10 protein-coding genes and 1 pseudogene are annotated in these 14,333 nt (G+C 46.1%); 10 read left to right on the top strand and 1 reads right to left on the bottom strand.

The annotated features are described in order from the left end of the window. From tuf to rpoC, 9 genes and pseudogenes are all read left to right on the top strand, one after another. Positions 1–410 (top strand): annotated as a pseudogene (gene tuf / locus UF05_RS13225) (elongation factor Tu); the annotation flags it as partial. A gap of 266 nt (positions 411–676) precedes the next feature. Next, positions 677–1,057 carry a preprotein translocase subunit SecE gene (gene secE / locus UF05_RS13220; protein ID WP_005384680.1) on the top strand — a complete coding sequence of 127 codons (381 nt, stop codon included), beginning with the start codon at positions 677–679 and terminating at the stop codon, positions 1,055–1,057. Between the two features lie 13 nt (positions 1,058–1,070). Next, the gene (gene nusG / locus UF05_RS13215; protein WP_005384681.1) at positions 1,071–1,619 is read left to right on the top strand and encodes a transcription termination/antitermination protein NusG; all 549 of its coding nucleotides are present in this window, start codon (positions 1,071–1,073) and stop codon (positions 1,617–1,619) included. 164 nt (positions 1,620–1,783) lie between these two features. Next, complete coding sequence (gene rplK, locus UF05_RS13210) at positions 1,784–2,212, top strand: 50S ribosomal protein L11 (RefSeq protein WP_005489784.1); 429 nt, start codon at positions 1,784–1,786, stop codon at positions 2,210–2,212. Positions 2,213–2,216: 4 nt separating this feature from the next. After that, positions 2,217–2,918 (top strand): 50S ribosomal protein L1, encoded by a 702-nt coding sequence (gene rplA / locus UF05_RS13205; protein WP_005489780.1) that lies wholly within the window; start codon positions 2,217–2,219, stop codon positions 2,916–2,918. Between the two features lie 292 nt (positions 2,919–3,210). Beyond that, positions 3,211–3,699 carry a 50S ribosomal protein L10 gene (rplJ, locus tag UF05_RS13200; RefSeq protein ID WP_005481772.1) on the top strand — a complete coding sequence of 163 codons (489 nt, stop codon included), beginning with the start codon at positions 3,211–3,213 and terminating at the stop codon, positions 3,697–3,699. 60 nt (positions 3,700–3,759) lie between these two features. Then, positions 3,760–4,128 (top strand): 50S ribosomal protein L7/L12, encoded by a 369-nt coding sequence (gene rplL / locus UF05_RS13195; protein WP_005466152.1) that lies wholly within the window; start codon positions 3,760–3,762, stop codon positions 4,126–4,128. Between the two features lie 252 nt (positions 4,129–4,380). Further along, positions 4,381–8,409, top strand: a complete 4,029-nt coding sequence (gene rpoB / locus UF05_RS13190; RefSeq protein ID WP_024703539.1) for a DNA-directed RNA polymerase subunit beta — start codon at positions 4,381–4,383, stop codon at positions 8,407–8,409. Between the two features lie 75 nt (positions 8,410–8,484). After that, complete coding sequence (gene rpoC / locus UF05_RS13185) at positions 8,485–12,687, top strand: DNA-directed RNA polymerase subunit beta' (RefSeq protein ID WP_005456484.1); 4,203 nt, start codon at positions 8,485–8,487, stop codon at positions 12,685–12,687. Positions 12,688–12,815: 128 nt separating this feature from the next. Here rpoC and UF05_RS13180 read toward each other — a convergent pair whose 3' ends face one another. Further along, entirely contained in the window at positions 12,816–13,307 is a 492-nt protein-coding gene (locus UF05_RS13180; protein WP_005497574.1) for an Rsd/AlgQ family anti-sigma factor, read from the bottom strand. A gap of 178 nt (positions 13,308–13,485) precedes the next feature. On the opposite strand from UF05_RS13180, the gene nudC reads away from it, so the two are divergent. Then, positions 13,486–14,268, top strand: a complete 783-nt coding sequence (gene nudC / locus UF05_RS13175) for an NAD(+) diphosphatase (protein ID WP_017449540.1) — start codon at positions 13,486–13,488, stop codon at positions 14,266–14,268. Positions 14,269–14,333 lie beyond the last annotated feature (65 nt).

Raw genomic sequence — 14,333 nt, 5'->3', positions numbered from 1 at the left:
TAGAGATGTTCCGTAAGCTTCTAGACGAAGGCCGTGCAGGTGAGAACGTTGGTGCACTTCTACGTGGTACTAAGCGTGACGAAGTTGAACGTGGTCAAGTACTAGCTAAGCCTGGTTCAATCACTCCGCACACTAAGTTCGAATCAGAAGTATACGTACTATCTAAAGAAGAAGGCGGTCGTCACACTCCTTTCTTCAAAGGTTACCGTCCACAGTTCTACTTCCGTACAACTGACGTAACTGGCGACATCTCTCTACCAGAAGGCGTAGAAATGGTAATGCCAGGCGACAACATCCAAATGGTTGTTGAGCTAATCGCACCAATCGCAATGGACGAAGGTCTACGTTTCGCTATCCGTGAAGGTGGCCGTACAGTAGGTGCTGGTGTTGTTGCTAAGATCTTCGAATAATTCTTAACGAATTAAACGAATGCTTTCGGAAAATCTTGAATTAGATTTGACGAACCAGTAGCAAAAAGGGCATCATTTGATGCCCTTTTTCTGCGCTCAACATTATTTTTGCTGTTTTCTTGTTCAGAAGTGGGTTGGGTGCAGAGCAAGATTAGGCAAAGAGGCTTAATCTTAAGAAGAGTTCGCTGTTTTTCAGCGATATGGAGTTTGCCCTGCAACAGCGGGGTTGTTGTCGTCTATATTAAGACTTGTAACAGGTTGGTTTTATGAAAGCAAATAATGCTGAAACTCCTGATAGCTCAAATGCAGCAGATACGTTTAAGTGGGTTGCCGCTTTCGTATTGGCAGCTGCCGCTGTTGTGGGTAATTACCTGTATGGTGAAATGTCTGTAGTGGTTCGCGCTGCAGGCGTTGTTGTTCTAATTGCAGCTGCCCTTGGCGTTGCAGCAACAACGACTAAAGGTAAAGCAGCGATCAGTTTTGCAAAAGAATCGCGTATGGAAGTACGTAAAGTTGTTTGGCCTACTCGCCAAGAAACCATGCAAACAACACTGATCGTTTTAGCTGTAAGTATTGTAATGGCTCTAGTGCTATGGGGTATTGACGGAATTATGGTTCGTCTAGTAGCTCTAGCAACTGGGGTATAGAGGGTTTTAATTCATGAGTGAAGCTCCAAAAAAACGCTGGTATGTGGTTCAAGCCTTCTCTGGATTTGAAGGTCGTGTAGCTCAATCTCTGCGCGAGCATATCAAAATGCACGGCATGGAAGAGCTATTCGGTGAAGTACTAGTTCCTACTGAAGAAGTAGTGGAAATGCGCGCGGGTCAACGTCGCAAATCTGAGCGTAAGTTCTTCCCAGGTTACGTCCTTGTTCAGATGATTATGAACGATGAATCATGGCACCTAGTACGTAGTGTGCCGCGTGTCATGGGCTTCATTGGTGGTACCTCAGACCGTCCAGCACCTATCACTGATAAAGAAGCTGACGCTATTCTTAACCGTCTTGAGAAAGCGAGTGAAGCTCCTCGTCCACGTACTATGTACGAAGCGGGTGAAGTGGTTCGTGTTAATGAAGGTCCATTTGCTGATTTCAACGGTACCGTTGAAGAAGTAGATTACGAGAAGAGCCGCCTGAAAGTGTCTGTGTCGATCTTTGGTCGTGCAACACCAGTTGAGCTTGAATTTGGTCAGGTTGAAAAACTGGACTAATACTCTGATTTAAAGAGTATAAAAAATCACCTTTTTAGGGTTGTATAAGGCGCGAATTATGACTATAATTTCGCGCCTTTTTACTTCTTGTGAAGTAAAAAGTTTCTTACACAAACGGGGAGCTGATCCGTGATTAGCGTTTGTACCCAAACTTAGGAATTATCATGGCTAAGAAAGTTGAAGCTTACATCAAGCTACAAGTTGCTGCTGGCGCTGCGAACCCAAGTCCACCAGTTGGTCCTGCTCTAGGTCAACACGGTGTTAACATCATGGAATTCTGTAAAGCGTTCAACGCGAAAACAGAATCTCTAGAGAAGGGTCTACCAACTCCAGTAGTTATCACAGTATACAGCGACCGTTCTTTCACGTTCGTAACTAAGACTCCACCTGCTGCTGTTCTTCTTAAGAAAGCTGCTGGCGTTAAGTCTGGTTCAGGCCGTCCAAACACTGAAAAAGTGGGCACTGTAACTGACGCTCAAATCCAAGAAATCGCAGAAACTAAAGCTGCAGATATGACTGGTGCTGACATCGAAGCGATGAAGCGTTCTATCGCTGGTACTGCTCGTTCAATGGGCCTAGTGGTAGAGGGTTAATAAGATGGCAAAACTAACTAAGCGCATGCGCGTAATCCGCGAAAAAGTTGACGTAACTAAAGAATACGAAATCAACGAAGCTGTTGCTCTTCTTCAAGAACTAGCTACTGCTAAATTCGTTGAGTCTGTAGACGTTGCTGTTAACCTAGGCATTGATGCTCGTAAATCTGACCAGAACGTACGTGGTGCTACTGTACTACCTCACGGTACTGGCCGCGACATCCGCGTAGCAGTGTTCACTCAAGGTGCAAACGCTGAAGCAGCTAAAGAAGCTGGCGCAGACATCGTTGGTATGGAAGATCTTGCTGAGCAAGTTAAGAAAGGCGAAATGAACTTTGACGTAGTTGTTGCTTCTCCAGATGCAATGCGCGTTGTAGGTCAGCTAGGTACTATCCTAGGTCCTCGCGGTCTTATGCCAAACCCTAAAGTTGGTACTGTAACTCCTAACGTTGCTGAAGCAGTTAAAAACGCTAAAGCTGGTCAGGTTCGTTACCGTAACGACAAAAACGGCATCATCCACACTACTATCGGTAAAGCAAACTTCTCTGCTGAGCAGATCAAAGAGAACCTAGAAGCACTTCTAGTTGCTCTGAAGAAAGCTAAGCCATCTTCAGCGAAAGGTACTTTCCTGAAGAAAGTAAGCATCTCTACTACTATGGGTGCTGGTGTTGCTGTTGATCAGGCTAGCCTGAACACTCAAGCATAATTTATTTGCTTAGGCGCAAAATTTGTGTATAATTTTGCGCCTAATATTTGTGGTTGGGGCTGAACTTTGGTTCTTTGAACTGTCTCCTAGTTCGAAATGAATTAAGACCCAGTCTCCGTCCAAGACCGTAGGTGTCTGCCTAACCGTTGACTTAATTATCCTACGTAGATGGTGCCCGAACTGACAGAAAGCTCTATGTAAATAGTTAACTTTCTTCTGGGAATGCACCTCAATAGCTCTCACTGTCGTGATGATAGTGAGTGGTGTAACGACAACCAGGAGTAAATCCAAGATGGCTTTAAACCTTCAAGACAAAAAAGCAATTGTTGCTGAAGTCAACGAAGCTGCCAGTGGTGCACTTTCTGCAGTTGTAGCTGATTCTCGTGGCGTTGAAGTTGGCGCAATGACTTCTCTACGTAAACAAGCTCGTGAAGCTGGCGTTTACATGAAAGTCGTGCGTAACACTCTAGCACGTCGTGCGGTTCAGGGTACAGACTACGAGTGTCTAACTGACACTTTCACTGGTCCTACTCTAATCGCGTTCTCTAACGAGCACCCAGGTGCTGCAGCGCGTCTTTTCAAAGACTTCGCTAAAGAGAACAAAGACTTCGAGATCAAAGCTGCTGCATTTGAAGGCGCGCTAACTGACGCTGAAGTACTAGCGACACTACCAACTTACGACGAAGCAATCGCACGCCTAATGATGTGCATGAAAGAAGCTTCTGCTGGCAAGCTGGTTCGTACAATCGCTGCTATCCGCGATCAAAAAGAAGCTGCTTAATAAGCCTTGCTTTTTACTGGTTGCTTAATAAACTTATTGTTGACTTAAAAGAGAATTGTTATGTCTATTACTAACGAGCAAATCCTAGACGCAGTTGCAGAAATGTCTGTAATGCAAGTTGTTGAACTAATCGAAGCAATGGAAGAGAAATTCGGTGTTTCTGCTGCTGCTGCTGTTGTAGCTGGCGGCGCTGCTGCTGGTGCAGCTGTTGAAGAGCAAACTGAATTCGACGTAATCCTAGAATCTGCTGGCGGTAACAAAGTTGCTGTAATCAAAGCAGTACGTGGCGCAACTGGCCTAGGTCTTAAAGAAGCTAAAGCTCTTGTAGACGGCGCTCCAGCACCTCTTAAAGAAGGTGTTGACAAAGCAGAAGCTGACGCTCTTAAAGCTCAGCTAGAAGAAGCTGGTGCAACTGTTGCTGTTAAGTAATTATTGCATAGTTTCTTAGCCTAACGGCTAATTGGCTGGTGGTTTTTTAACCACCGGCCTTTTTGCGCTGTAGGGTATAGGCGAATTTTCCCGCTGTTTAAGCGCCTGATATCCATGCAAAAAACATTTCATTCTTTCGAAATGAAATGTCACTACAGTAAACAGCTATATTAGTCACTGTCCCTTACCCCCCTTAAGTAACTAGGAGTGGGCGGACAGTTTGGGTCACTTATCAGCGAGCTGAGGAACCCCATGGTTTACTCTTATACCGAGAAAAAGCGCATCCGTAAGGACTTTGGTACTCGTCCACAAGTTTTGGACATTCCATACCTGCTATCGATCCAGCTCGATTCGTTCGACAAATTTATCGAACAGGATCCTGAAGGTCAATACGGTCTTGAAGCTGCTTTCCGTTCTGTATTCCCGATTCAGAGCTACAACGGCAATTCTGAGCTGCAATACGTTAGCTACCGTCTTGGTGAGCCAGTTTTTGACGTTAAAGAATGTCAAATCCGCGGTGTAACTTACTCAAAGCCACTACGTGTAAAACTACGCCTAGTTATCTTTGATAAAGACGCGCCAGCAGGTACTGTAAAAGACATTAAAGAACAAGAAGTCTACATGGGTGAAATTCCACTCATGACAGACAATGGTACCTTCGTAATTAACGGTACCGAGAGGGTTATCGTATCCCAGCTGCACCGAAGCCCAGGCGTGTTCTTCGACAGCGATAAGGGTAAGACCCACTCTTCAGGTAAAGTTTTATACAACGCGCGCGTTATTCCTTACCGTGGTTCATGGCTTGATTTCGAGTTTGATCCTAAGGATAACTTGTACGTTCGTATCGACCGTCGTCGTAAGCTACCAGCATCGATCATCCTTCGTGCACTAGGTAAATCGACTGAAGAAATCCTAGATATCTTCTTCGAGAAAGTGAACTTCGAAGTGAAAGACCAAACTCTACTGATGGAGTTGGTTCCAGATCGTCTACGTGGTGAAACTGCGTCATTTGACATCGAATCGAATGGTAAAGTTTACGTAGAGCAAGGTCGTCGCGTAACAGCTCGTCATATCCGCCAACTAGAGAAAGATGGCGTTGATCATATCGAAGTACCAGTAGAGTACATCGTTGGAAAAGTTGCATCGAAAGATTACATCAACGAAGCAACAGGCGAGATCATTGTTAATGCTAACCAGGAAATCAGCCTGGAAGCGCTAGCGAACCTCTCTCAAGCTGGCCACAAAGCTCTAGAAGTTCTGTTTACGAACGATCTAGACCACGGTCCATTCATGTCAGAAACACTACGTATCGACAGCACTGTTGACCGTATTTCTGCATTGGTAGAAATCTACCGCATGATGCGCCCTGGTGAGCCACCAACAAAAGAAGCTGCAGAAGCACTATTCGAAAGCCTATTCTTCTCTGAAGAGCGTTACGATCTATCGACTGTTGGTCGTATGAAGTTTAACAGCTCTATCGGTCGTGAAGATGCTCAAGAACAAGGCACACTTGATGAAACAGATATCATCGAAGTGATGAAGAAGCTTATCGCGATCCGTAACGGTAAAGGCGAAGTGGACGATATCGACCACCTAGGCAACCGTCGTATCCGTTCTGTCGGCGAAATGGCTGAGAACCAGTTCCGTGTGGGTCTAGTTCGTGTTGAGCGTGCGGTTAAAGAACGTCTAAGCCTAGGCGACCTTGACGCTGTTATGCCTCAAGACTTGATCAACGCGAAACCAATTTCTGCGGCAGTTAAAGAATTCTTTGGCTCTTCACAGCTTTCACAGTTCATGGACCAAAACAACCCGTTATCAGAAGTAACGCACAAGCGTCGTATTTCTGCATTGGGTCCTGGCGGTCTAACTCGTGAACGTGCTGGCTTCGAAGTTCGAGACGTACACGTAACTCACTACGGCCGTCTATGTCCTATCGAAACGCCTGAAGGTCCAAACATCGGTCTGATCAACTCTCTATCTGCGTTTGCGCGTTGTAACGAGTACGGTTTCCTTGAGACGCCATACCGTCGCGTTGTAGATGGTGTTGTAACAGACGAAGTAGATTACCTATCTGCAATCGAAGAAGGCCAATTCGTTATCGCTCAGGCGAACGCTAAGCTAAACGAAGATGGTACTTTTGCAGATGAGCTGATCACAGCTCGTCAGAAAGGTGAATCTGGTCTACACCCTCGTGAGCACGCTCAGTACATGGACGTTGCGACAAACCAGGTTGTATCTATCGCTGCATCGCTTATCCCATTCCTAGAACACGATGATGCGAACCGTGCATTGATGGGTGCGAACATGCAACGTCAGGCAGTTCCAACACTGAAAGCTGACAAACCGCTTGTTGGTACTGGTATCGAACGTAACGTAGCCGTTGACTCAGGTGTAACTGCTGTTGCGAAACGTGGTGGTGTAATCCAGTCAGTAGATGCTTCTCGTATCGTTGTTAAAGTGAACGAAGAAGAGCTAGTACCAGGTGAAGCTGGTATCGACATCTACAACCTGACTAAATACACACGTTCTAACCAGAACACATGTATTAACCAGCGCCCATGTGTAATGCCAGGTGAACCTGTCGCACGTGGCGACGTACTTGCTGATGGTCCTTCAACAGACCTTGGTGAGCTAGCGCTTGGCCAAAACATGCGTATCGCGTTCATGCCTTGGAACGGTTACAACTTCGAAGACTCGATCTTAGTATCTGAGCGCGTAGTTCAAGAAGACCGCTTCACGACAATCCACATTCAAGAACTGACTTGTGTGGCGCGTGACACTAAGCTGGGCTCTGAAGAGATCACAGCGGATATTCCAAACGTAGGTGAATCTGCTCTGTCTAAACTAGACGAGTCAGGTATCGTTTACATCGGTGCTGAAGTTAAGGGTGGCGACATCCTAGTTGGTAAAGTAACACCTAAAGGTGAAACTCAGCTAACGCCTGAAGAGAAGCTACTACGTGCAATCTTCGGTGAAAAAGCATCTGACGTTAAAGATACTTCACTACGTGTACCTAACTCTGTATCAGGTACGATCATCGACGTTCAAGTCTTCACTCGCGATGGCGTAGAGAAAGACAAGCGTGCGCTTGAAATCGAACAGATGCAGCTTAAAGAAGCGAAGAAAGACCTAACTGAAGAATTCCAGATTCTTGAGGGTGGCCTTCTAAACCGTGTTAAAGCTGTATTGATTGAAGGCGGTTACTCTGAAGCGAAACTAGACGCGACTGATCGTAAGAAGTGGCTAGAACTAACGCTAGAAGATGACTCACTACAAACTCAGCTTGAGCAACTTGCTGAGCAGTGGGACGAGCTAAAAGCTGACTTCGATAAGAAGTTCGAAACTAAGCGTCGCAAGATCACTCAAGGTGATGATCTAGCACCTGGCGTACTGAAGATCGTTAAGGTTTACCTAGCGGTTAAACGTCGCATTCAGCCTGGTGATAAGATGGCGGGTCGTCACGGTAACAAGGGTGTAATCTCTAAGATCAACCCTGTTGAAGACATGCCATACGATGAGAAAGGTCAGCCTGTAGACATCGTACTTAACCCACTGGGTGTACCTTCGCGTATGAACATCGGTCAGATCCTGGAAGTTCACTTAGGTCTGGCAGCGAAAGGTATCGGTGACAAGATCAACCAGATGGTTAAAGAGCAGCAAGAACTAGCGAAATTCCGCGAGTTCCTACAAAAAGTTTACGATCTAGGCGACACTCGCCAGAAAGTAGACATTGCTTCTCTATCTGATGATGAAGTACGTACTCTGATCAAGAACTTGCGTGGCGGTCTACCAATCGCGACACCTGTATTTGATGGTGCTCCAGAAGCATCAATCAAAGCACTTCTTGAGCTAGCAGACCTGCCAACATCTGGTCAGCTAACGCTGTTTGATGGTCGCACAGGTGATGCGTTTGAGCGTCCTGTAACTGTTGGTTACATGTACATGCTGAAACTGAACCACCTTGTTGATGACAAGATGCACGCACGTTCAACTGGTTCGTACAGCCTAGTAACTCAGCAACCACTAGGTGGTAAAGCTCAGTTCGGTGGTCAGCGTTTCGGTGAGATGGAAGTATGGGCACTAGAAGCATACGGTGCGGCTTACACTCTACAAGAAATGCTAACCGTTAAGTCAGATGACGTTAACGGCCGTACTAAGATGTACAAAAACATCGTAGACGGTAACCACAGCATGGAACCTGGCATGCCAGAATCGTTCAACGTATTGTTGAAAGAGATCCGCTCGCTAGGTATCAACATCGAGCTAGAAGACGAAGAGTAATCCCCACGGGATTATCGGTAGAAAGGTGCTCACTTTTGCGGGTGAGCTCCTTTTAACTCCTTACAGGAGCTGATTGTGAAAGACTTATTAAACTTTCTAAAAGCACAGCATAAGACCGAAGAATTTGATGCAATCAAAATCGGTCTATCTTCACCAGACATGATCCGTTCATGGTCTTTCGGTGAAGTTAAAAAACCTGAAACGATCAACTATCGTACGTTCAAACCTGAACGCGATGGTTTGTTCTGTGCGCGTATCTTTGGCCCAGTTAAAGACTACGAATGTCTTTGTGGCAAATACAAGCGCCTGAAGCACCGTGGTGTTATCTGTGAGAAGTGTGGTGTAGAAGTTACACAAACTAAAGTTCGTCGTGACCGTATGGGCCACATCGAGCTTGCTTCACCAGTAGCTCACATCTGGTTCCTAAAATCGCTACCGTCTCGTATCGGTCTACTAATGGATATCCCTCTACGTGATATCGAACGTGTTCTTTACTTCGAAATGTACGTAGTAACTGAACCGGGTATGACTGATCTAGAAAAAGGTCAGATGCTAACTGAAGAAGAGTATCTAGACCGTCTAGAAGAGTGGGGTGACGAGTTCACAGCTAAGATGGGTGCAGAAGCTATCAAGGACCTACTAGGTTCTATGGATATGCACGCTGAAGCGGAACAAATGCGCGAAGAGCTTGAGACTACAAACTCAGAAACTAAGCGTAAGAAAGTCACTAAGCGTCTTAAACTGGTAGAAGCGTTCATCGCATCGGGTAACAACCCAGAGTGGATGATCCTGACTGTACTTCCAGTACTTCCGCCAGATCTACGTCCTCTAGTACCACTAGATGGCGGTCGCTTTGCGACTTCTGATCTGAACGACCTATACCGTCGTGTGATCAACCGTAACAACCGTTTGAAGCGTCTTCTAGAGCTAGCGGCTCCGGACATCATCGTACGTAACGAAAAACGTATGCTGCAAGAGTCTGTTGATGCGCTACTAGATAACGGTCGTCGTGGTCGTGCGATCACAGGTTCTAACAAGCGTCCTCTGAAATCTCTTGCTGATATGATCAAGGGTAAACAAGGTCGTTTCCGTCAGAACCTTCTAGGTAAACGTGTAGACTACTCTGGCCGTTCTGTAATCACAGTAGGTCCATACCTTCGTCTGCACCAGTGTGGTCTTCCTAAGAAGATGGCACTTGAGCTATTCAAACCATTTATCTACAGCAAGCTAGAGACTCGTGGTCTTGCGACTACAATCAAAGCTGCGAAGAAAATGGTAGAGCGTGAAGAAGCGGTTGTTTGGGATATCCTAGACGAAGTAATCCGCGAACACCCAGTACTATTGAACCGTGCACCTACACTTCACCGTCTAGGTATCCAGGCGTTCGAACCAGTACTAATCGAAGGTAAAGCGATCCAGCTACACCCACTTGTTTGTGCGGCGTACAACGCGGACTTCGATGGTGACCAAATGGCGGTTCACGTACCTCTAACTCTAGAGGCACAGCTTGAAGCTCGTACTCTGATGATGTCGACAAACAACATTCTGTCGCCAGCGTCAGGTGATCCGATCATCGTACCTTCTCAGGACGTTGTATTGGGTCTTTACTACATGACTCGTGAAAAGATCAACGTGAAAGGTGAAGGCATGTACCTTTCTGGCCCAGCAGAGGCTGAGAAAGCATACCGCACTAAACAAGCTGAGCTTCACGCGCGCGTTAAAGTACGTATTACAGAGACAGTTGTAGACGAAGACGGCAACAGCACAACTGAGACCAAGATGGTAGATACCACTGTTGGTCGTGCAATGCTATGGCAAATCGTGCCAGCTGGTCTACCGTACAGCATCGTTAACCAAAAACTAGGTAAGAAGCAAATCTCTAACCTACTAAACGAGGCGTACCGTAAGCTAGGTCTGAAAGACACTGTAATCTTCGCTGACCAAATCATGTACACAGGTTTCGCTTACGCGGCACTTTCTGGTGTATCTGTTGGTATCGACGATATGGTTGTACCGCCAGCTAAGTACACTGAAATCGCAGAAGCGGAAGAAGAAGTACGTGAAATCCAGGAACAGTACCAATCAGGTCTTGTTACTGCAGGCGAACGCTACAACAAAGTGATCGATATCTGGGCATCGACCAACGACCGCGTTGCGAAAGCAATGATGGAAAACCTTTCATCTGAAACGGTAGTTAACCGTGAAGGTGAAGAGGAACAGCAAGAGTCATTCAACAGCATCTACATGATGGCGGACTCGGGCGCTCGTGGTTCTGCAGCACAGATTCGTCAGCTTGCCGGTATGCGTGGTCTGATGGCGCGTCCAGATGGTTCAATCATCGAAACGCCGATCACAGCGAACTTTAAAGAAGGTCTAAACGTACTTCAGTACTTTATCTCAACGCACGGTGCTCGTAAGGGTCTTGCGGATACGGCACTGAAAACAGCGAACTCGGGTTACCTAACTCGTCGTCTAGTAGACGTTGCTCAAGACGTTGTTGTAACTGAACATGACTGTGGCACTCACGAGGGTGTTGACATGATGCCTCACATCGAGGGTGGTGATGTTAAAGTTGCACTGTCTGAGCTAGCTCTAGGTCGTGTAGTTGCTGAAGACGTTCTAAAACCTGGTACTGAAGATGTTCTTATTCCACGTAACACCCTGATCGATGAGAAGTGGTGTCAAATCATGGAAGAGAACTCAGTAGACAGCATGAAAGTGCGCTCTGTAGTAACGTGTGATTCTGACTTCGGTTGTTGTGCACAGTGTTACGGTCGTGACCTAGCACGTGGTCACCTAGTAAACCAAGGTGAGGCAGTAGGTGTTATCGCTGCTCAGTCTATCGGTGAACCGGGTACACAGCTTACGATGCGTACGTTCCACATCGGTGGTGCGGCATCGACAGCAGCAGCAGAGAACAGCATCCAAGCGAAGAACAACGGTTCTGTTAAGCTTCACAACGCTAAGTTCGTAACAAACAAAGATGGCAAGCTAGTTATCACTTCTCGTGCATCTGAACTAACCATCATCGATGAGTTCGGCCGTACGAAAGAGAAACACAAACTGCCATACGGCTCGCTACTAAGCAAGGGCGACAACGACGCAGTTGAAGCTGGTGAAACAGTAGCGAACTGGGAAGCGCACACACTGCCAATCATCACTGAAGTAGCTGGTCGTATCCAGTTCGTAGATATGATTGATGGCGTAACAGTTTCTCGTCAAACAGATGACCTAACTGGTCTATCTTCAAGCGAAGTAACGGACGCAGCAGCTCGTCCAGCAGCAGGTAAAGATATGCGTCCAGCTATCAAACTTGTTGACGAGCAAGGTAACGACGTAATGATCCCTGGTACTGAAATGCCAGCTCACTACTTCCTACCTGGTAAAGCGATCGTGAACATTGAAGACGGCGCAGAAGTAGGTGTGGGTGATACGCTAGCACGTATTCCTCAGAAATCTGGCGGTAACAAAGATATCACCGGTGGTCTTCCACGCGTTGCTGACTTGTTCGAAGCTCGTAAGCCTAAAGAGCCTGCGATTCTTGCTGAACACACAGGTACAGTTAGCTTCGGTAAAGAGACCAAAGGTAAGCGTCGTCTAGTTATCACACGTGATAGCGGTGAAGTTTACGAAGAGATGATTCCTAAGCATCGTCAGCTTAACGTGTTCGAAGGTGAGCGCGTTGAACGTGGTGATGTAATCGCTGATGGTCCAGAGTCTCCACATGACATTCTACGTCTACGTGGCGTACACGCAGTAACTCAGTACATCGCTAACGAAGTACAAGAAGTTTACCGTCTACAAGGCGTTAAGATTAACGATAAGCACATCGAGACTATCGTTCGTCAAATGCTACGTAAGTGTACAATTACTCACGCTGGTGACTCTGAGTTCCTACCTGGCGAGCAAGTTGAATACTCACAAGTTAAGATTGCTAACCGTAATCTAGAAGCTGAAGGCAAAGAGCCTGCACGTTTTGAACGTGAACTTCTAGGTATCACTAAAGCGTCTCTAGCAACTGAGTCGTTCATCTCTGCGGCATCGTTCCAGGAGACAACTCGCGTACTAACAGAAGCTGCGGTTTCTGGTAAGCGTGATGACCTACGTGGTCTGAAAGAGAACGTAATTGTTGGTCGTCTGATCCCAGCTGGTACTGGTTTCGCATACCACCAAGAGCGTCAAGCTAAACGTGCTGAAGCGCAAGAAGGTCCATCTGCTGAACAAGCAACAGATAACCTAGCAGCACTTCTAAACGCTGGCTTCTCTTCTGACGAGTAATCGTTAAGAGCTTAAAAGAAAAGGCACCTTCGGGTGCCTTTTTTGTATCTATTCACTTCACTCGGTTGTGAGGTACAAAAAAGGGCTGATATATAGTCATCAACCCTTTCACTCCTTTCTATTATCATTTATGCACCAGGAGGCATCGCAAGGCTATCCGCGATAAGCTGGATCAAATGGTCTTCTACTTCAAAGCGCGTTTCAATGATCTCTCCGATCAAAGACATATCAGAGTCGAAATCCTCTAACTCATCATCTTCTGTCACGTCTGAATACTTATCGGTGAAGTTTAACAACGGTTCCGTGGTTAGCACGATTTTGCCGTAAGTTTGGTTGATTTCGTTTGTTGCGACAAAGCCAGTGGCTTTCCACTTATCCATCACCATATCGTAGATTTTGAAGTGGCCTTCGGAAATATAATCGACTAGGTGTTGGCAGAAGTTTTGTAGCTCGGAGGGAGAAGGAAGTTCTAGAACGTTGGATTTCGAACAAGGTTGCAGTGCTGCAAGCTTACAATATTCGACAATTAAGGATTGTCTCGTCTCTAACCAGTGATCAATGACATCACTTGAGCCACCCCACTGGTCTTGTGTTTGTTTGAATTTTTTTAGCATGACCATGCCCTCATGATCTGATCGCCGTCTGGCGAACGTATCCTTTGCAAAGCAAAGTTAGTAAAGTTATTACAAACTCTTGTCCTTACTAGAATTTATAGTTGCAAATATCGTTAAGAACAAACTCTAGTATGAAATTAGATTGCCAGTAAAATGAACGAACTTCAAGCAAAGGGATGGTGTAATGTTAAGAAAAGGTGATGTTAACCGTGTGGCAAATGCACATTGGTGTGTTGTTGCAGGAAGTGAAATTTGGCTGGTGGATGGTGCTGTGCCTTTTGGTAGTGCGGAGCAGTTCTCACTGCCAGAAGAGAATGCGAGGCAAATTGGTGACTATCTTGGTTCGCCAGTGATGTGGATTAATTTTGCAGATTTGGAGCAAGATCTCCCACTCGTTTCATTGCGCGACTGTTTACATTTCCCTGAACCGCTATTTATGCTGTTGAGCAAGGCTATCCAATATGGGCACATGACCCAAAGCTTACGCTTTTGTCCGCAATGTGGTGGGCGCAACTTTCTTAATAATAATCAATTTGCCATGCAATGCGGAGAGTGTCGTACTTTGCACTACCCGCGCATTTTCCCATGCATCATCGTTGCTGTGCGTAAAGAAAATCAGATTTTACTAGCGCAACACCCAAGGCATCGAAATGGCATGTACACCGTGATTGCGGGCTTTTTAGAGGCGGGAGAAACTTTAGAAGACTGTGTCGCGCGCGAAGTGCATGAAGAGACGGGCATTCACGTGAAAAACATTCGTTACTTTGGCAGTCAGCCTTGGGCCTTTCCATCCAGTATGATGATGGCGTTCCTCGCCGATTATGATTCTGGTGAGCTCAATCCGGATTATACGGAGTTATCCGATGCACAATGGTTCGGTGTGAAAGAAATGCCACCAGTGGCACCAACAGGCACTATTGCAAGGGCGCTAATTGAGCAGACCGTTAGTGATATTCTTTCAGACTGAGATGCTGATCGTAAAGGATGTAAAGGTTAAAAATTAATCATTTTTGAGACATCACTGTTGCTAGA

The organism is Vibrio sp. S457-15, assembly GCF_000960545.1.
Lineage (GTDB): Bacteria > Pseudomonadota > Gammaproteobacteria > Enterobacterales > Vibrionaceae > Vibrio > Vibrio parahaemolyticus.
The sequence above is the reverse complement of the archived record's forward strand: the minus strand, read 5'-3'. Positions and strand labels throughout refer to the sequence as shown.

What these genes read in the sequence shown, in the direction of transcription:
- nusG (WP_005384681.1), top strand. Translation starts at nt 1,071, where the DNA reads ATGAGTGAAGCTCCAAAAAAACGCTGGTATGTGGTTCAAGCCTTCTCT.
- rpoB (WP_024703539.1), top strand. Translation starts at nt 4,381, where the DNA reads ATGGTTTACTCTTATACCGAGAAAAAGCGCATCCGTAAGGACTTTGGT.
- nudC (WP_017449540.1), top strand. Translation starts at nt 13,486, where the DNA reads ATGTTAAGAAAAGGTGATGTTAACCGTGTGGCAAATGCACATTGGTGT.
- rplK (WP_005489784.1), top strand. Translation starts at nt 1,784, where the DNA reads ATGGCTAAGAAAGTTGAAGCTTACATCAAGCTACAAGTTGCTGCTGGC.
- secE (WP_005384680.1), top strand. Translation starts at nt 677, where the DNA reads ATGAAAGCAAATAATGCTGAAACTCCTGATAGCTCAAATGCAGCAGAT.
- rplA (WP_005489780.1), top strand. Translation starts at nt 2,217, where the DNA reads ATGGCAAAACTAACTAAGCGCATGCGCGTAATCCGCGAAAAAGTTGAC.
- rplJ (WP_005481772.1), top strand. Translation starts at nt 3,211, where the DNA reads ATGGCTTTAAACCTTCAAGACAAAAAAGCAATTGTTGCTGAAGTCAAC.
- rplL (WP_005466152.1), top strand. Translation starts at nt 3,760, where the DNA reads ATGTCTATTACTAACGAGCAAATCCTAGACGCAGTTGCAGAAATGTCT.
- UF05_RS13180 (WP_005497574.1), bottom strand. Translation starts at nt 13,307, where the DNA reads ATGGTCATGCTAAAAAAATTCAAACAAACACAAGACCAGTGGGGTGGC.